A 16,560-nucleotide genomic window follows, 5' to 3' on the forward strand; every position below is an offset into this window, starting at 1 on the left:
TCTCGCTGCGGGCAGCGACCGTCCTAGGCGGGCAGCGCGCCGTAGACGATCGCGTAGTAGCCGAGCCAGACCGCTGAGAACACGAGGCCCGTGATGCCGGTGCCGATCGCCACGAACGCGAGGGTGCGGCCGTGCTCCTCGCGGCGCAGGCCGAGAACGCCGAACACGATCGCCGCGATCGAGAGCGGGAGCATCCACCCCACGAACAGCGAGGCGAGCGCTCCGACCGCCCCGGCGATCGCACCGATCCAGCTGTAGACCCGGCGCTGCACCTCGTCGTCGGCCTCGGACTCGGGCACGGGCACCGGATCGGGCAGACCGGGACGGTGCAGCAGCAGCAGCTGCCCCGTGGGCAGCTGCTGCAGGCGCCCCGTGTCGTAGGCGTCGTCGAAGTCACGCGACACGGGCTCGGCCGCGCGGAGCGCCGGGTCGGGCGCATCGGAAGCGGGCTCGGCCCCGCGAAGCGCGGGTTCCGCGGCGCCCCCTCCCGGCTGGGCGGGTGTCGCCCCGGGCTCGGGAGGCGGGACGGGCACGCGGCCCTCCCACGGGGTCCCCGAGTGGTCGGTCACGTCGAACGGTCCTCGATCGGTCCTAGTAGGTGTACGAGTTGCTCATCGCCATCAGCCAGACGAATCCGAGGATCGCGATGACCAGGAAGATCAGCGAGATCCCGATTCCGACGAACCCGGTGATGAGGCCGGTGAGCCAGAATCCGCGACCGTTCGGTTCGCGCTTCCGCCCGAGGAATCCGAGGACGACCGCGGCCGCGGAGAGGATGAACGCGAAGCCCCAGGTGAAGAGGCTGATCGCGATGCCGACGATGCCGAGGATCATCGAGATGAGGCTCATCACCGCGACGGGCTTCGCGGGACCCGTCTGGTACGGGTTCGCGCCATACCCTTCCGCGCCGTACGCGGGCGGCGGCGGGGGCGTCGCACCGTCGCCGGGCGCCCCGTACTGCGCCGGCGCGCCATACGCGGGCTGGCCGCCGTAGGCCGGCTGGTCGCCATACGCCGGCTGGTCGCCATACACCGGCTGCGCGCCGGAGCCGGCCGCCTCAGCCGTGTACGCCGGCGCGCCGTAGGCCGGCGGTGCCGGCGGCTCGGGCGCGGCCGGGGGCTCGGGCGCCGCGGGCGGCTCGGGCGCGATCGGCACATCGGGCGCGATCGGCTCGGGCGCGGCGGGGATCTGGGGCTCGGGCGCGTCGGGCACGCCGGGCTCCGAGGGGTTGGGAGCCAGCGGCTCCTCTCCGGGCTTCGGGTCGCTCATGTCGTCTCTCTTCTCGCTCGTAGGGTTGCGATCGCTGACGGTCAGTAGTTGGTGACGACGCCGTATGTGGACATGTACCAGGTCGTCCAGGCGATCACCGCGATGACCCCGATGATGCTCAGCGCGAGGCCGATGTAGCCCACGATGAGCCCGGCGACCGCGAGGCCGCGGCCTTCTTCACCGGTCTTCTTGATCTGGCTCATCGAGATGTGGCCGCAGATAATGCCCGCCACGGAACCGATGAACCAGAAGATGACGATGCCGGCGATGGACGCCACCAGCGAGACGATCGCCAGCACGTTGGTCTTCTTCGCCGGAGCCGTGGCGTATGCGGAGCCGTACCCCGGCTGGCCGTACCCGGGCTGGCCGTACCCGGGCTGCGCGGGCTGCCCGTACGACGGTGCGGCGGGCTGCGCGGGCGGCGGCGGGGGCGTCGGCGGCACCCCGGCCCCGGACTGGTCGGGAACGTTGGGATCGGTCACGTGAATGGTCCCCTCTTGCGTGGGCGAGTCGCGCCGCGCTTCGGTTGACGCGGCGGGCGCCCGACGGCGCGCGTCACCCTCATCTCGGCTTCACCCTACCGCGGCGCGCGGACGGCCCGCGAGGGGCTCGGCCGGGCCGATCGCGATCGCACTCGGGTGCAGGGGCGCTCAGACCCTGATCTCGGTGACGGGCAGCGTCGAGTCCGCGCCGAACCCCGGGTCCGACGGCGCGTACCCCGCCATGATGAGCTGCGCGCCGAGCGCGGCGATCATCGCCCCGTTGTCGGTGCAGAGCGAGAGCGGCGGGATGCGGAGAGCCACGCCGGCGGCCTCCGCGCGCGCCTCGGCGACCTGCCGGAGCCGGGCGTTCGCCACGACGCCGCCGCCGAGCAGCAGCCTCGGCACGCCCAGGTCGCGGCACGCGGCCAGCGCTTTCGTCACGAGGACGTCGACGACCGCTTCGCGGAAGCTCGCGGCGACGTCGGCGAGGGGCACGGGGTCGCCTGCGGCCTCGCGCCGCTCGACCCACCGCGCGACCGCGGTCTTCAGGCCCGAGAAACTGAAGTCGTATCGGTGCCGTTCGAGGTCCTTCGTCCGGCTGAGGCCGCGCGGGAACGCGATCGCGGCCGGATCGCCGCCGACCGCCGCGCGGTCGATCTCGGGTCCGCCCGGGTACGGCAGCCCGAGCAACCTGGCGACCTTGTCGAAGGCCTCGCCGGCCGCGTCGTCGATGGTCTCGCCGAGCAGTTCGACGTCGCTCACGAGGTCGCGGACGAGCAGCAGCGAGGTGTGCCCGCCCGAGACGAGGAGCGCGACGGTCGGCGTCTCGAGCGGCGCCTCGTCGGCGAGCAGGTCGGCGCCCACGTGTCCGACGAGGTGGTTCACGCCGTACAGCGGGGTGCCGAGCGAGAGCGCGAGCGCCTTCGCGGCGCCGACGCCGACCATGAGCGCGCCCGCGAGGCCGGGTCCGCTGGTGACGGCGACGGCGTCGACGTCGTCGAGCGAGACGGATGCCTCGGCGAGCGCCGCACGGATCGTCGGCCCGAGCGCCTCGAGATGCGCGCGCGCCGCGACCTCGGGCACGACGCCGCCGTATCGGGCGTGCTCGTCCATCGAGGATGCGATCGCGTTCGCGAGCAGGTCGGTGCCGCGCACGATGCCGACGCCGGTCTCGTCGCAGCTGGTCTCGATGCCGAGCACGAGTGGGGCCTGACGGTTCACTGGACCTCCGCGGCGGGTGAGACGGCGGGTGCCGCGACGGCCGGCGGCACGTCGAGACGCATCGTGACCGCGTCGATACCGCCGCGGTAGTACCGGGGGCGCAGCCCGATCTCGGCGAAGCCGAGCGAGGTGTAGAGCGCGCGGGCCACGGGATTGTCGGCGCGCACCTCGAGGAAGAGTCGCTGGGCACCGCGCCGGCGCGCCTCGTCGATGAGCGCGAGCATGAGCACGCGACCGAGCCCGCTGCCGCGATGTTCGGATGCGACGGCGATCGTCTGCACGTCGCCCTCGCCGCTGCCCTTTCCGGCGAGCAGGCCAGCGTAGCCGAGCACGTCGTGCGGCGCGCGATCGTCGACGGCCACGAGATAGTACGTGTGCTGGCTTTCGAGCTCGCGCCGCATGGCCTCCTCGGGCCAGGCGTCGTCGGTGAACGTCGCTCGTTCGAGCACCATGATCGCGTCGAGGTCGCGGATACCGGCACGGCGGAGCATCCGGCTCACGGCGTCACCCGCTTGCCCGCCGACGGGGTCACGTCGGGCGCCCGCAGATAGATCGGCTCGTCGCCCGCGAGCGGGAGCCGGCCGGCGGCGTAACCGAGCTCGGCGAGCATGCCCACCGCGCCGGCCGGCACGACCGACGCGTCGACCCGTGTCGCCGCGGTCGCGGGCACCTCGTCGCGCGGGAAGAGCGCGGGTCCCTGGGTGCGCATGGGCAATCCGTCGGCGTCGAGGCCTGCGTACTCGGACACGGCGGACTCGCGACGACGCGCATCCGTCACGACCTGAAGTGCGCCCGCACCGCCCGAGCCGTACCAGGACCAGGCGACCGCGTCGTGGCTCACGACGGGTACGAGGGGCCGCCCGATGCCCAGCGCGAACGCGCGCGCGGCCGCGATGCCGACCCGCAGACCCGTGAAGGGCCCGGGCCCCATGCCGACGGCGACCCCCGAGAGGTCGCGCGGCGCGACGGCCGCGGTGCGCAGCGCCTCGTCGATGAACTGCCCGATGACCTCGGCGTGCCGCATCGCGTCGTCGGTGCCGACCTCGGCGAGCACGCCGCCCTCGCGGTCGACGACGGCGACGCTCGTCCCCGTCGACGTGTCGATCGCAAGCAGCATGCTCCAAGCCTAGGCGCCCCGCCGGTCGAGCAGCGAGCGAGGCACGAGCACATCCCGCTGGTCGAGTAGCGAGCGAGGAACGAGCACGCGTATCGAGACCGAAGCGACCCACTCCCGAGACCGGCTCACCGGGTCTCGATACGCTCGCTGGCGCTCACTACTCGACCACCGGGGCGGCGAACCTCGTGCCGGCCCAGCGCGGGCCGTGACCGGTCACGGTGATGGTGCGCGGCTCGTCGGCGTCGAGGTCGGCGTCGTCGAGCGGGGCGGATGTCTCGGCCGAGGCATCCGCCCCGGCACCGCCGGTGCCACCCACCCGCCGCTCGATGACGATCTCGAGCCAGGACTCGCTCACCCCGTCGAGCAGGCCGGCACCCCATTCGACGACGACGACCGAGCTCGCGAAGTCGAGGTCGAGGTCGTCGAGCTCGACCGCCGAGCCGAGCCGGTACGCGTCGACGTGCACGAGCGGGGCCCCGCCGCTGAGCCTCGGATGCGTGCGCGCGAGCACGAACGTGGGCGACTGCACGGGTCCGCGCACGCCGAGCCCCTCGCCGATGCCGCGCGTGAGCGTGGTCTTGCCCGCGCCGAGCGGCCCGGTGAGCACGAGCAGGTCGCCCGCGCCCAGGTCGGCCGCGAGCTCGCGGCCGAACGCCTCCATGGCCTCGGTGTCGGGGACGGCGAGCCGCATCACGAGCCCCCGAGGTAGGTCCGGGGCACGCGCGGTCCGATGCGGGTGACGATCTCGTAGCCGATGGTGTCGGCCGCGTCGGCCCAGTCGTCGGCCGAGGGCGCGCCGGTCGCGGGGTCGCCGAACAGCACCGCCTCGTCGCCGACCGCGACGTCGTCGTCGCCGACGTCGACGAGGAACTGGTCCATGGCGATGCGCCCGGCGATGCGCCGTCGCGCCCCGCGCAGCAGCACCTCGCCCCGGCCCGAGGCCTGGCGCGGCACGCCGTCGGCGTAGCCGAGCGGGATGAGCGCGAGCGTGGTGGGCCGTTCGGCCCGCCAGACGTGCGAGTACGAGGCCCCCGTGCCGGGTTCGACGCGGCGTACCGCGGCGACCTTCGCCCGGAGGGTCATGGCGGGCCGGAGGCCGAGCTCGGCGGGCGTGGTGCCGTCGCCGTACGGCGAGACCCCGTAGACGCCGATGCCGGTGCGGACGAGGTCGTAGCGCGAGCCGGGCGTGCTGAGCGCCGCCGCCGTCGAGGCGATGTGTCGCAGCTCGGGCTCGATCCCGGCCGCGGCTGCGGCCGCGAGCGCGCGCTCGAACACCGCGAGCTGCGCGGCATCGGCCTCCGCCGACGTGTTGGCGAGGTGGCTGAACACGCCGCGCACGCGCACCCGCCCCGCCGCCTCGAGTGCGGCCGCGAGCGCGACCACGTCGGCCCACTCCTCGGGTGCGACGCCGTTGCGGCTGAGCCCGGTGTCGATCTTGAGGTGCACCGCAGCCGTACGGCCGGCGCGCCGGGCGGCGGCCGCGATCGCGTGCAACTGCGCACCCGACGAGACGCCGAGGTCGATGTCGTTCGCGATCGCCGGCGCGAAGGCCGCGTCGGGGTCGTGCAGCCAGGCGAGCAGGGGCGCCTCGATGTCCGCGGCGCGCAGAGCGAGCGCCTCGTCGACGTCGGCGGTGCCGAGCCAGGCCGCTCCGCCGTCGAGCGCCGCGCGGGCCACCGGCAGTGCACCGTGTCCGTACGCGTCGGCCTTCACGACCGCGAGCACGCGCGCGGGCGCGACCTGCTCGCCGAGCGTGCGCACGTTCGCGCGGATCGCCTCGAGATCGATCACGGCCTCACGGAACGGACGGCCGCCGGCCGAGGCATCCGTCATCATCGCGCGCCACCCGTCGTGCCGGCCTCGCCCAGCCGCTCGAGCACGACGAACGCGCTCGCGATGCCCGCGTCGTGACTCATCGACAGGTGCACGCGGTCGATGCCGAGCCCGGCCACGTGCGCGGCGAGCTCGCCCGAGAGCGCGAAGCCGGGGTCGCCGTCGGCGTTCTGCACCACGCGCATGTCGTGCCAGCGCAGCACCGAGTGCCCGCCGAGCGCCTTGATCAGGGCCTCTTTGGCCGCGAACCTGGCCGCGAGCGAGCGCGCCGGCCGGTCGCGTTCGCTCTCAGCGAACAGCCGAAGGACGAGCTTCGGGGTCCGCTCGAGCGACCGCTCGAACCGCGCGATGTCGACCACGTCGACGCCGATGCCCGCGATCATCGCTGCCCGCCCGCGCTCATGCTCCCGCGCCCGACCGTGCTCACTCCACCGTGACGGACTTCGCCAGGTTGCGCGGCTGGTCGACGTCGAGGCCCTTCGCCTCGGACAGCTCCATCGCGAACACCTGCAGCGGCACGACGGCGAGCAGCGGCTCGTACAGCGGCGCCGCGAGCGGGATGCGCACGACCTCGTCGGCGAACGGCAGGACCGCCGCATCGCCGGCCTCGGCGATCGCGATGACGCGCGCGCCACGGGCCCGGATCTCCTGGATGTTCGAGACGACCTTCGGATGCAGCGCGGCCGAGCCGCGCGGACTCGGCACCACCACGAACACGGGCTGACCCGGCTCGATCAGCGCGATCGGGCCGTGCTTGAGCTCGCCCGCCGCGAAGCCCTCGGCGTGGATGTACGCGAGCTCCTTGAGCTTCAGCGCACCCTCGAGCGCGATCGGGTAGCCGACGTGGCGGCCGAGGAAGAGCACCGAGCGGGTGTCGGCCATCCAGTGCGCCAGTTGCGCGACCTTCTCCGACTCGGCGAGCACCTCGGTGAGCTTCTCGGGCACACCCTGCAGCTCCTCGATCTCGGCCGCGAGCGCCTCGCCGTCGAGCGTGCCGCGCACGCGCGCCAGGTGCAGGCCGAACAGGTACAGCGCGGTGATCTGCGCCACGAACGCCTTGGTCGACGCGACCGCGACCTCGGGGCCCGCGTGCGTGTAGACGACCCCGTCGGACTCGCGCGGGATCGTCGCACCCTGCGTGTTGCAGATCGAGATCGTCGGCGCGCCGTGCTCGCGCGCGTACTTGACCGCCATGAGCGTGTCCATGGTCTCGCCGGACTGGCTGATCGACACGACGAGCGTGTCGTCGTCGAGCACGGGCTCGCGATACCGGAACTCGTGGCTGAGCTCGACCTCGACCGGGATTCGGGCCCACTTCTCGATCGCGTACTTGGCGACGAGCCCCGCATACGACGCGGTGCCGCACGCGATGATCGTGATGCGACGGATGTCCCGGAGCCGGTCGTCGCCGAACGCCTCGAGCTCGGGGATCGCCACATGCCCGTCCGCGATCCGCCCGCGCAGCGTGTTGGCCACCGCCTCGGGCTGTTCGGACACCTCCTTGCGCATGAACGACGACCAGCCGCCCTTCTCGGCCGCCGAGGCGTCCCACGCGACCTCGAACGGCTCGACCTCGACGACCTCGCCGTCGAAGTCGGTGACCGTCACGCCTTCGGCCGTGATCGCCACGATCTGGTCCTGCCCGATCGCGACCGCGCGCTTGGTGTACTCGACGAACGCGGCGACGTCGGAGCCGAGGAAGTTCTCGCCCTCGCCGAGCCCGATCACGAGCGGCGAGTTGCGGCGGGCGCCCACGACGAGACCCGGCTCCTCACGGTGCACCGCGAGCAGGGTGAACGCGCCCTCGAAGCGCGCGACCGTCTGCCGGAACGCCTCACGGAGGTCACCGTGCTCGCGGTACGCCTTGCCGAGCAGCACGGCGGCCACCTCGGTGTCGGTCTCGCTCTCGAAGTCGAACCCCTCGGCCAGCAGCTCGGCCTTCAGCTCGGCGAAGTTCTCGATGATGCCGTTGTGGATGAGCGCGAGCCGGCCCTCGTCGCCGAGATGCGGGTGCGCGTTCGCGTCGGTGGGGCCCCCGTGGGTGGCCCAGCGCGTGTGGCCGATCCCCGTTCCGCCGGGCGCGAGCGGGTGCCGGTCGAGCTCGTCGGCGAGCACCTGGAGCTTGCCGGCGCGCTTGGCCGTCTCGAGGCCGCCCGCACGATCGATGACGGCGACGCCGGCCGAGTCGTAGCCACGGTACTCGAGCCGCCGAAGGCCGCCCACGAGGACGTCGAGGCTCTCACGAGGCCCGACATATCCGACGATTCCACACATGCGGTCGATCCTACCGGCGGCTGGATGTGCGCCCGCTCGGAGCGGATCCCGGCGCGTTGCGTCACAAGTGCCCCACGAGGCATCCGCAGCATGCCGCGGGCGGAATCCAGGCCGCCAGTAGACTGTCGAGGTGCTGGATCGCCCGAGCCTCTCGTCGGCGCAGCTGTCGCCCTTCATCGAGATCGACCGTGCAGACTGGGCCGCGCTCGCGCCCTCGGTTCCGTCGCCGTTGACCGAGACCGAGATCGTGCAGCTGCGCGGCCTCGGCGAACCGCTCGACATGCGCGAGGTCGCAGAGGTGTACCTGCCGCTCTCGCGGCTGCTGAACCTGTACGTCGGCGGCACGAACGCGCTGCGCGACCAGACGAGCCAGTTCCTGCGCGGACCCGACAGCGCCACCCCGTTCGTCATCGGCGTCGCCGGGTCGGTCGCGGTCGGCAAGTCCACGATCGCGCGCCTGCTGCGCGAGCTGCTCACGCGGTGGGAGGGCACGCCCCGCGTCGAGCTCATCACGACCGACGGCTTCCTATTCCCGACCGCCGAGCTGCAGCGCCGCGGGCTCATGGAACGCAAGGGCTTCCCCGAGTCCTACGACCGCCGCGCGCTGCTCAGGTTCGTCAGCGAGGTGAAGGCCGGTGCCGCCGAGGTGGTCGCACCGTTCTACTCGCACCTCATCTACGACATCGTGCCGGACGCGCAGATCACCGTCCGGCGGCCCGACGTCCTGATCGTCGAGGGTCTCAACGTGCTGCAGCCGCCGGGGCCCGGCCGCGGGCTCGCGGTGAGCGACCTGTTCGACTTCACGATCTACGTCGACGCGCGCACGTCCGACATCGCCCGCTGGTACGAGGAGCGCTTCCTGAAGCTGCAACGCGGGGCGTTCGCGAACCCGAACTCGTACTTCCACCGGTACGCCTCGCTCTCCGAGTCGGAGGCGCGCACGCGCGCGAGCGAGATCTGGCGTTCGATCAACGAGCCGAACCTGCTCCAGAACATCCGCCCCACGCGCTCGCGCGCGACGCTCGTGCTCCGCAAGAGCTCGGACCACACGGTCTCGAGCGTGCTGCTCCGCAAGCTCTGAGCACTCGCGACCCATCCGTCCCTTCCCGCGACATATCCGTCCGTCCTCTCGAACGGTCGCGAATGGCGGGTGTCAGCGCCGCGGACCCACCACCCGCGACCGTTCGTCGCAGCTGCCCGGGCTGACGATTCCATGCCGCGGAACGAACGGTCACGGATGGCGGGTGTGTCGCGGACCACACTCGCCATCCGCGACCGTTCGATCGAGGACGTGCGGGTGCGCGTGCGCGTGCGTACGCGTGCGCGTGCGCGCGGACTAGACCGCGAGCCGCTCGCGCACCACGTCGGCCAGCGCGGCGGCGTGCCGCTCGGCCTCGGACTGCGCGGACGCCTCGACCATGACCCGCACCATCGGCTCGGTGCCCGACGGGCGGAGGAGCACCCGACCGGTGTCGCCCAGCTCGGCCTCGGCCGCGGCGACGGCCGAGGCGATGGCCTCGTCGGCGTGCAGCGCGTGGTGGTCGACACCGCGGACGTTCACGAGCACCTGCGGGTACACGGTCATGACCGACGCGAGGTCGGCGAGCGTGCGCCCGGTGCGCGCCATCTCGGCGGCGAGGTGCAGGCCGGTGAGGACCCCGTCGCCCGTCGTCGCGTACTCGCTCATGATGACGTGGCCGGACTGTTCGCCACCCAGCGCGAGCCCGTGCTGGCCCAGGGCCTCGAGCACGTAGCGGTCGCCGACCTTCGTCTCGAGCACGCGGATCCCATGCTCGGCCATCGCCTTCTTCAGGCCGAGATTCGACATGACGGTGACGACGAGCGTGTCGTCGGTGAGCTTGCCGCGTTCCTTCATGGAGAGCGCAAGGATCGCCATGATCATGTCGCCGTCGACGACATTGCCCTCGGCGTCGACCGCGAGGCATCGGTCGGCATCGCCGTCGTGCGCGATGCCCAGATCGGCGCCGTGCTCGACGACGGCGCGCTGGAGCCCCTCGAGGTGCGTGGAGCCGACGCCGTCGTTGATGTTCATGCCGTCGGGGTCGGCGCCGATGACGATGACCTCGGCGCCGGCGTCGGTGAAGGTCTCGGGCGAGACTCCGGCGGCGGCGCCGTGCGCGCAGTCGAGGACGACCTTGATCCCGTCGAGCCGGTGCGGCAGCGTGCCGAGCAGATGCACGACGTAGCGGTCTTCGGCGTCGGCGAAGCGCTGGATGCGGCCGACGCCGTCGCCGACGGGCGCGAGCTTCTGCCGGCCGAGGTAGCTCTCGATGCGGTCTTCGACGACGTCGGGCAGCTTGGTGCCGCCGAACGAGAAGAACTTGATGCCGTTGTCGGGCGCGGGATTGTGCGAGGCCGACACCATGACGCCGAAGTCGGCACGGATGCTGTCGATGAGGAACGCGGCCGCGGGGGTCGGGATGACGCCCGCGTCGAGCACGTCGACGCCTGACGAGGCGAGCCCCGCCGCGACGGCGGTGCTCAGGAATTCACCGGACACGCGCGGATCGCGCGCGAGCACGGCGACGGGGCGGCGACCGGCCGCGCGGATCGCGTCGGCGTGCCGCCCTTGCGTGAGGACGGCCGCAGCCGCCTGGGCGAGGCCCAGGGCCAGGTCAGCCGTGAGTTCACGGTTGGCCAGGCCCCGGACCCCGTCGGTTCCGAAGAGCCGAGGCATATCGAATCCGGAGGATTAACGCTTCGAGAACTGGGGCGCCTTGCGGGCCTTCTTGAGACCAGCCTTCTTGCGCTCGATGACGCGCGCGTCGCGCGTGAGGAAGCCGGCCTTCTTCAGCTGCGGCCGGTTGTTCTCACGGTCGATCTCGTTGAGCGCGCGAGCGATCGCGAGGCGCAGTGCGCCGGCCTGGCCCGAGGGGCCGCCGCCGGTGATGCGGGCGATCACGTCGTACGAGCCCGAGAGCTCGAGCACGGTGAACGGGTCGGTGATGAGCTGCTGGTGCAGCTTGTTCGGGAAGTAGTCCGCGAACTCACGGCCGTTGACCGTGATGGTGCCCGAGCCGGGGACGACGCGCACGCGCGCGATCGCCTCTTTGCGGCGGCCGACGGCCGCACCCGAGACGTTCAGCACGGGACGCGGGGTCGACGGAGCGGCCTCGGCCGGGCTCTCGGTCGTGTAGCTCTCAGGAGCCTGGTCGATCTGGTCTGCGATCTTCGCCATGGTGGTTTCGAATCCTTATTTCGCGTCGGCGCCGGGCGTTACTGGGCGACCTGGGTGAGGGTGAACGGCTTCGGCTGCTGGGCCGCGTGCGGGTGCTCCGGGCCGGCGTAGACCTTCAGCTTCTTCAGCTGGGCACGACCGAGCGAGTTCTTCGGGAGCATGCCGCGGATCGCCTTCTCGACCGCGCGGACGGGGTTCTTCTCGAGCAGCTCGGCGTAGCCGACGGCCTTGAGGCCGCCCGGGTAGCCCGAGTGGCGGTAGGCCTTCTTCTGCTCGAGCTTCTGGCCGGTCAGGGCCACCTTGTCGGCGTTGACGATGATCACGAAGTCGCCGGTGTCGACGTGGTTCGCGAAGATCGCCTTGTGCTTGCCGCGGAGGAGCGAGGCCGCGTGGCTCGCCAGACGACCGAGGACGATGTCGGTCGCGTCGATGACGACCCAGTCGCGCTGGATGTCATTCGGCTTCGGAGAAAAGGTGCGCGTCACAGGAGTGCTGCTTTCTGATCGAGTGAGGGGTTCGTGAATCCCGCTCCTGAGGGGAGTTCGGCCGCGATGCGGACGAACGCCCGAGTGGAGGGCTCAACTTCGGGTGCCGCGCAGTGACGGCACCAACGGGCGAGTTTAGCCCACTATTCCGTCGATGCGCAATTCGCGGCGCGCGCGGGTCTGCGCGGCGCGCCCGGCGAGCTCGTCGTCCGGCGGATAGCCGACCTCGGTCAGCACGAGCCCCTTCGCGGGCATGACCTTGAACGCGCTGGTGCGCTCGCGGGCCGCGAGCAGGACGGCGGGGTCGGATGCCTCGAGCCGTCGCTCCCCCACGGCGACGCAGGCACCGACGAGCGCGCGCACCATCGAGTGGCAGAACGCGTCGGCCTGAAGCGACGCGACCAGCACCCCGTCGTCCCGGCGCCGCCACCCGTAGGCCTGGAGTGTACGGATCGTGGTGGCCTCCTCGCGGGGTTTGCAGTACGCGGCGAAGTCGTGCAGCCCGGTGAGCGTGCGAGCGGCCTCGTCCATGGCCTCGACGTCGAGCTCGCGCGGGTACCAGACCGTGCGGCGCCGATCGAGCGGATCGCGCAGCGCGCGACGGTCGGCGACGCGGTACTCGTACCGCCGCCAGACCGCCGAGAACCGCGCGTCGAACCCGTCGGGCGCGAGCTCGGCGTGCGTGATCACGACGTCGTCGTCGGCCGAGCCGAGGATGCCCGTGAGCCGTCGGGCCAGCACGCCGGCCGGGTCGGTCGCGAGACCGCTCGTCGCGTCGCCGCGCCGCGGGCGCGCCACCTCGTCGAGCGCCGCCCGCGGGACATCGAGGTGTGCGACCTGGCCGAGCGCGTGCACGCCCGCGTCGGTGCGGCCGGCGACGGTCAGCCTGGGTTCGACGCCGGCGCGCCGGAACAGCGTCGCGAGCGCCCGCTCGAGCACGCCCTGCACGGTGCGCAGCCCGGGCTGCCGGCTCCACCCGTTGAACGCCGTCCCGTCGTACGCGACACCGAGCCGCACCCGCACGGTCTCGCCCGAGGCATCGGCCCCGCCCGAGGCATCCGGCACCGACTCACTCACTCGACCACCCTCCCACACCGCGCCATCGCGCTTCGCCCCGACTTCCTTGCTCAGGACGTGCAGCCGGACACGCCCGCGATGTGCACGCGGACACGCCGCACTCACCCTGAAACATCCTGAGCAAGGAACCGCGGGTTGGGAATGGCCACTCATCCCACCTGCGCCGAATCGCTTGCTCAGGAGCTCCGACCCGACACGCCGCACCACACCCGCCGACACGCCGCACCCACCCCGAGTCCTCCTGAGCAAGAGACCTGGGGAGGGCGGCAGGCTCACGAATGAGAACGGCGGGCGGCCGGATGCCCCGGACCAGCGCCGCACGAACGACGAGGGGCCCCGTCCGCGCGATGCGCGGGCGGGGCCCCTCGGACGTGGTGCGAGGTTACTTGGCCTCGGCGGGCTCCTCGGCGGGAGCCTCGGCCGACTCCTCCGATGCCTCGGCGCCGGCGGCCTCGTCGACCTCGGCCTGAGCCTCGGTCACGACCTCGTCGGGCGTCTCCTCGGCGGCGGGCGTCTCCTCGGAGGGCTCCTCGACCGGCGCGGCGGCGGCCGGCTTCGCGGCACGCGTCTTCGGGGTCACGGGCTCGAGCACGAGCTCGATGACCGCCATGGGCGCGTTGTCGCCCTTGCGGTTGCCGATCTTCGTGATGCGGGTGTAGCCGCCCTCACGGTCGGCGACCTGCGGTGCGATCACGGCGAAGAGCTCGTGCACGACCGACTTGTCGCCGATGGTCGCGAGCACCCGGCGGCGAGCGTGCAGGTCACCGCGCTTGGCGAACGTGATGAGCCGCTCGGCGAGCGGGCGCAGGCGCTTGGCCTTGGTCTCGGTCGTGGTGATGCGCTTGTGCGTGTAGAGCGCAGCCGCCAGGTTGGCGAGCATCAGCCGCTCGTGCGCGGGTCCGCCTCCGAGGCGGGGGCCCTTGGTGGGCTTCGGCATGGTTCGTTATCTCCAGTTGGTGGGGGAAAGCGGCGGCTGCGGCTTAGTTCTCGTCGTCGAAGCCCGTGTAGAAGTGGGCGCCGTCGAAGCCGGGGACCGAGTCCTTGAGCGACAGGCCCATCTCGGTGAGCTTGTCCTTGACCTCGTCGACCGACTTCTGGCCGAAGTTGCGGATGTTCATCAGCTGCGACTCGGACAGGGCGACCAGCTCGGACACCGTGTTGATGCCCTCACGCTTGAGGCAGTTGTACGAGCGGACCGACAGGTCGAGGTCCTCGATCGGGATCGAGAGCTCGCTCGAGAGCACGGCGTCGACCGGCGCGGGCCCGATCTCGATGCCCTCGGCCGCGGTGTTCAGCTCGCGCGCGAGACCGAACAGCTCGACGAGCGTGCGACCGGCCGACGCGATCGCGTCGCGCGGCGTGATGGCCGGCTTCGACTCGACGTCGACCACGAGGCGGTCGAAGTCGGTGCGCTCGCCGGCACGCGTGGCCTCGACGCGGTACGTGACCTTGAGCACCGGCGAGTAGATCGAGTCGACGGGGATCTGGCCGGCCTCGGAGTACTCGTTGCGGTTCTGGCTGGCCGAGACGTAGCCGCGGCCGCGCTCGATCGTGAGCTCGAGCTCGAACTTCGCCGACTCGTTGAGGGTCGCGATGACCAGCTCGGGGTTGTGCACCTCGACGCCGGCCGGGGCCGAGATATCGGCCGCGGTGACCTCGCCCGAGCCCTGCTTGCGCAGGTAGGCGGTGATCGGCTCGTCGTGCTCGCTGGAGACGACCAGGTTCTTGATGTTGAGGATGATCTCAGTCACATCCTCCTTGACGCCCGCGACGGTCGAGAACTCGTGGAGCACGCCGTCGATGCGGATGCTCGTCACGGCCGCGCCGGGGATCGAGGAGAGGAGGGTGCGACGAAGCGAGTTGCCCAGGGTGTAACCGAAGCCCGGCTCGAGAGGCTCGATCACGAACCGCGAACGGAACTCCGAGATGTTCTCTTCGGTGAGCGTCGGGCGCTGTGCGATCAGCACGTTGGATTCCTTTCGGCAGGGTGTCCGCTATATGACACCTGCGAGTTCATAGGGATCGTTGAGTTGTGAGAGAACGGATGCCCCGGCGACCGGGTCGGCACGAAGGCCGACCCGGCCACCGGGACCGGAGTGTTAGACGCGGCGACGCTTGGGCGGGCGGACACCGTTGTGCGCCTGAGGCGTCACGTCGGTGATGCTGCCGACCTCGAGGCCTGCGGCCTGCAGCGAACGGATCGCGGTCTCGCGACCCGAGCCCGGGCCCTTGACGAAGACGTCGACCTTCTTCATGCCGTTCTCCTGCGCCTGGCGCGCGGCCGACTCGGCGGCGAGCTGCGCGGCGAACGGGGTCGACTTGCGCGAGCCCTTGAAGCCGACGCCGCCCGAAGAGGCCCAGCTGATCACGGCACCGTTCGTGTCGGTGATCGACACGATGGTGTTGTTGAACGTCGACTTGATGTGGGCCTGGCCCACGGCGATGTTCTTCTTTTCCTTCTTGCGCGGCTTGCGAGTAGCCGCCTTGGGTGCTGCCATGTGTGAAATCTCCTAGATCTGGCGACAAGCGGTTACTTGCGGCCGGCCTTCTTCTTGCCGGCCACGGTGCGCTTCGGGCCCTTGCGGGTACGAGCGTTGGTCTTGGTGCGCTGGCCGCGGACCGGGAGACCCCGGCGGTGGCGGATGCCCTCGTACGAGCCGATCTCGACCTTGCGGCGGATGTCGGCGGCGACCTCGCGGCGGAGGTCACCCTCGACCTTGAAGTTGGCCTCGATGTAGTCGCGGAGCGCGACGAGCTGGTCGTCGCTGAGGTCCTTGACGCGGATGTTCCCGTCGATGCCGGTCTCCTTGAGCGTCTGCAGCGCGCGAGTGCGGCCGACGCCGAAGATGTAGGTCAGTGCGATCTCCACGCGCTTCTCGCGCGGGATGTCGACTCCTGCCAGACGTGCCATGTTGGCTTCTCCTGTGATGAGTGGAGGTGTGGAGCAACGCCGGTGCCCGGGCCTCCTCCCGAGGTGTCCCCCGCAGCCCGTGGACGGGCGGCGGGTTCTGGCGTTGCCAGGTGTGCAGCTCGTGCTGCGTGTTCAGTTGTGTCGCGTGACGCGGTGAAGCGGATGCCTCCGACGAGACATCCGCTCGCGACTAGCCCTGGCGCTGCTTGTGGCGGGGGTTCTCGCAGATCACCATGACGCGCCCGTGGCGGCGGATGACCTTGCACTTGTCGCAGATGCGCTTGACGCTGGGGTTGACCTTCACAGTCGGTTCCTTCGATTCGCTGTCCTCGTACCCGCGGGGTGCCGCGGGCCGTTACTTTCCGAACAGCCCTTACTTGTAGCGGTAGACGATCCGGCCGCGGGTCAGGTCGTACGGGCTCAGCTCCACGATCACGCGGTCCTCGGGGAGGATGCGGATGTAGTGCTGGCGCATCTTTCCGGAGATGTGGGCGAGCACCTTGTGCCCGTTGGTCAGCTCCACGCGGAACATGGCGTTCGGAAGCGCTTCGATGACCGAGCCCTCGATCTCGATGACACCGTCTTTCTTGGCCATACACTCACTATCGTTCGAGTTCGGGATGATCAGTCGTGCGATGCGTGCGCGCCTGCCGCTCAAGGCATGCCGAAAGCACCGGCGCAACACACCAAGG

At 71.4% G+C, this 16,560-nt stretch carries 21 protein-coding genes; 1 reads left to right on the forward strand and 20 read right to left on the reverse strand.

Annotation, left to right across the window (positions count from 1 at the left end; genetic code table 11):
* Positions 1 to 23 precede the first annotated feature (23 nt).
* The 10 genes from RH864_RS00780 to glmS form a co-directional block, all read right to left on the reverse strand.
* On the reverse strand, positions 24 to 569 hold the full coding sequence (locus RH864_RS00780; protein WP_310515602.1) for a DUF4190 domain-containing protein: 546 nt from the start codon (positions 567 to 569) through the stop codon (positions 24 to 26).
* 22 nt (positions 570 to 591) lie between these two features.
* A complete protein-coding gene (locus RH864_RS00785) occupies positions 592 to 1,269 on the reverse strand; it encodes a DUF4190 domain-containing protein (RefSeq protein WP_310515603.1) in 678 nt (225 codons plus the stop codon).
* Positions 1,270 to 1,310: 41 nt separating this feature from the next.
* The gene (locus tag RH864_RS00790) at positions 1,311 to 1,751 is read right to left on the reverse strand and encodes a DUF4190 domain-containing protein (protein ID WP_310515604.1); all 441 of its coding nucleotides are present in this window, start codon (positions 1,749 to 1,751) and stop codon (positions 1,311 to 1,313) included.
* 168 nt (positions 1,752 to 1,919) lie between these two features.
* The gene (gene tsaD, locus RH864_RS00795) at positions 1,920 to 2,972 is read right to left on the reverse strand and encodes a tRNA (adenosine(37)-N6)-threonylcarbamoyltransferase complex transferase subunit TsaD (protein ID WP_310515605.1); all 1,053 of its coding nucleotides are present in this window, start codon (positions 2,970 to 2,972) and stop codon (positions 1,920 to 1,922) included.
* Entirely contained in the window at positions 2,969 to 3,463 is a 495-nt protein-coding gene (gene rimI / locus RH864_RS00800; RefSeq protein ID WP_310516004.1) for a ribosomal protein S18-alanine N-acetyltransferase, read from the reverse strand. The genes tsaD and rimI overlap by 4 nt, the downstream gene beginning before the upstream one ends.
* A gap of 5 nt (positions 3,464 to 3,468) precedes the next feature.
* Positions 3,469 to 4,089, reverse strand: coding sequence for a tRNA (adenosine(37)-N6)-threonylcarbamoyltransferase complex dimerization subunit type 1 TsaB (tsaB, locus tag RH864_RS00805; protein ID WP_310515606.1), 621 nt, complete (start codon positions 4,087 to 4,089; stop codon positions 3,469 to 3,471).
* A 157-nt stretch (positions 4,090 to 4,246) separates the two neighbouring features.
* Positions 4,247 to 4,780 carry a tRNA (adenosine(37)-N6)-threonylcarbamoyltransferase complex ATPase subunit type 1 TsaE gene (tsaE, locus tag RH864_RS00810; RefSeq protein WP_396129931.1) on the reverse strand — a complete coding sequence of 178 codons (534 nt, stop codon included), beginning with the start codon at positions 4,778 to 4,780 and terminating at the stop codon, positions 4,247 to 4,249.
* Positions 4,780 to 5,922: an alanine racemase gene (alr, locus tag RH864_RS00815; RefSeq protein WP_310515607.1), complete on the reverse strand. Its 1,143-nt coding sequence runs from the start codon at positions 5,920 to 5,922 to the stop codon at positions 4,780 to 4,782. The genes tsaE and alr overlap by 1 nt, the downstream gene beginning before the upstream one ends.
* Entirely contained in the window at positions 5,922 to 6,305 is a 384-nt protein-coding gene (locus tag RH864_RS00820) for a holo-ACP synthase (protein WP_310515608.1), read from the reverse strand. Before RH864_RS00820 ends, alr begins: the two co-directional genes overlap by 1 nt.
* 40 nt (positions 6,306 to 6,345) lie before the next feature.
* Complete coding sequence (gene glmS / locus RH864_RS00825) at positions 6,346 to 8,196, reverse strand: glutamine--fructose-6-phosphate transaminase (isomerizing) (protein ID WP_310515609.1); 1,851 nt, start codon at positions 8,194 to 8,196, stop codon at positions 6,346 to 6,348.
* Positions 8,197 to 8,326: 130 nt separating this feature from the next.
* Between glmS and coaA the strand changes: the two genes are divergently transcribed.
* A complete protein-coding gene (gene coaA / locus RH864_RS00830; RefSeq protein WP_310515610.1) occupies positions 8,327 to 9,277 on the forward strand; it encodes a type I pantothenate kinase in 951 nt (316 codons plus the stop codon).
* Between the two features lie 255 nt (positions 9,278 to 9,532).
* Here the strand turns inward: coaA and glmM are convergent, their stop codons facing one another.
* From glmM to infA, 10 genes are all read right to left on the reverse strand, one after another.
* Positions 9,533 to 10,894 carry a phosphoglucosamine mutase gene (glmM, locus tag RH864_RS00835; RefSeq protein WP_310515611.1) on the reverse strand — a complete coding sequence of 454 codons (1,362 nt, stop codon included), beginning with the start codon at positions 10,892 to 10,894 and terminating at the stop codon, positions 9,533 to 9,535.
* Positions 10,895 to 10,909: 15 nt separating this feature from the next.
* Complete coding sequence (gene rpsI, locus RH864_RS00840) at positions 10,910 to 11,395, reverse strand: 30S ribosomal protein S9 (protein WP_310515612.1); 486 nt, start codon at positions 11,393 to 11,395, stop codon at positions 10,910 to 10,912.
* Between the two features lie 38 nt (positions 11,396 to 11,433).
* The gene (gene rplM / locus RH864_RS00845; protein WP_310515613.1) at positions 11,434 to 11,880 is read right to left on the reverse strand and encodes a 50S ribosomal protein L13; all 447 of its coding nucleotides are present in this window, start codon (positions 11,878 to 11,880) and stop codon (positions 11,434 to 11,436) included.
* Between the two features lie 135 nt (positions 11,881 to 12,015).
* A complete protein-coding gene (gene truA / locus RH864_RS00850) occupies positions 12,016 to 12,957 on the reverse strand; it encodes a tRNA pseudouridine(38-40) synthase TruA (protein ID WP_310515614.1) in 942 nt (313 codons plus the stop codon).
* A gap of 382 nt (positions 12,958 to 13,339) precedes the next feature.
* On the reverse strand, positions 13,340 to 13,894 hold the full coding sequence (rplQ, locus tag RH864_RS00855) for a 50S ribosomal protein L17 (RefSeq protein ID WP_310515615.1): 555 nt from the start codon (positions 13,892 to 13,894) through the stop codon (positions 13,340 to 13,342).
* A gap of 43 nt (positions 13,895 to 13,937) precedes the next feature.
* Entirely contained in the window at positions 13,938 to 14,924 is a 987-nt protein-coding gene (locus tag RH864_RS00860) for a DNA-directed RNA polymerase subunit alpha (protein ID WP_310515616.1), read from the reverse strand.
* Between the two features lie 132 nt (positions 14,925 to 15,056).
* Positions 15,057 to 15,455, reverse strand: a complete 399-nt coding sequence (gene rpsK, locus RH864_RS00865) for a 30S ribosomal protein S11 (RefSeq protein ID WP_310515617.1) — start codon at positions 15,453 to 15,455, stop codon at positions 15,057 to 15,059.
* Between the two features lie 32 nt (positions 15,456 to 15,487).
* A complete protein-coding gene (rpsM, locus tag RH864_RS00870) occupies positions 15,488 to 15,868 on the reverse strand; it encodes a 30S ribosomal protein S13 (protein WP_310515618.1) in 381 nt (126 codons plus the stop codon).
* A gap of 190 nt (positions 15,869 to 16,058) precedes the next feature.
* The gene (gene rpmJ, locus RH864_RS00875; RefSeq protein WP_056734976.1) at positions 16,059 to 16,172 is read right to left on the reverse strand and encodes a 50S ribosomal protein L36; all 114 of its coding nucleotides are present in this window, start codon (positions 16,170 to 16,172) and stop codon (positions 16,059 to 16,061) included.
* Between the two features lie 69 nt (positions 16,173 to 16,241).
* Complete coding sequence (gene infA, locus RH864_RS00880; RefSeq protein WP_011186713.1) at positions 16,242 to 16,463, reverse strand: translation initiation factor IF-1; 222 nt, start codon at positions 16,461 to 16,463, stop codon at positions 16,242 to 16,244.
* Positions 16,464 to 16,560: the final 97 nt, after the last annotated feature.

The organism is Agromyces aerolatus, from assembly GCF_031432255.1.
Classification (GTDB): domain Bacteria; phylum Actinomycetota; class Actinomycetes; order Actinomycetales; family Microbacteriaceae; genus Agromyces.

What these genes read in the sequence shown, in the direction of transcription:
- RH864_RS00785 (WP_310515603.1), bottom strand. Translation starts at nt 1,269, where the DNA reads ATGAGCGACCCGAAGCCCGGAGAGGAGCCGCTGGCTCCCAACCCCTCG.
- rimI (WP_310516004.1), bottom strand. Translation starts at nt 3,463, where the DNA reads ATGCTCCGCCGTGCCGGTATCCGCGACCTCGACGCGATCATGGTGCTC.
- tsaB (WP_310515606.1), bottom strand. Translation starts at nt 4,089, where the DNA reads ATGCTGCTTGCGATCGACACGTCGACGGGGACGAGCGTCGCCGTCGTC.
- tsaE (WP_396129931.1), bottom strand. Translation starts at nt 4,780, where the DNA reads ATGCGGCTCGCCGTCCCCGACACCGAGGCCATGGAGGCGTTCGGCCGC.
- alr (WP_310515607.1), bottom strand. Translation starts at nt 5,922, where the DNA reads ATGACGGATGCCTCGGCCGGCGGCCGTCCGTTCCGTGAGGCCGTGATC.
- RH864_RS00820 (WP_310515608.1), bottom strand. Translation starts at nt 6,305, where the DNA reads ATGATCGCGGGCATCGGCGTCGACGTGGTCGACATCGCGCGGTTCGAG.
- glmS (WP_310515609.1), bottom strand. Translation starts at nt 8,196, where the DNA reads ATGTGTGGAATCGTCGGATATGTCGGGCCTCGTGAGAGCCTCGACGTC.
- glmM (WP_310515611.1), bottom strand. Translation starts at nt 10,894, where the DNA reads ATGCCTCGGCTCTTCGGAACCGACGGGGTCCGGGGCCTGGCCAACCGT.
- rpsI (WP_310515612.1), bottom strand. Translation starts at nt 11,395, where the DNA reads ATGGCGAAGATCGCAGACCAGATCGACCAGGCTCCTGAGAGCTACACG.
- rplQ (WP_310515615.1), bottom strand. Translation starts at nt 13,894, where the DNA reads ATGCCGAAGCCCACCAAGGGCCCCCGCCTCGGAGGCGGACCCGCGCAC.
- rpsK (WP_310515617.1), bottom strand. Translation starts at nt 15,455, where the DNA reads ATGGCAGCACCCAAGGCGGCTACTCGCAAGCCGCGCAAGAAGGAAAAG.
- rpsM (WP_310515618.1), bottom strand. Translation starts at nt 15,868, where the DNA reads ATGGCACGTCTGGCAGGAGTCGACATCCCGCGCGAGAAGCGCGTGGAG.
- infA (WP_011186713.1), bottom strand. Translation starts at nt 16,463, where the DNA reads ATGGCCAAGAAAGACGGTGTCATCGAGATCGAGGGCTCGGTCATCGAA.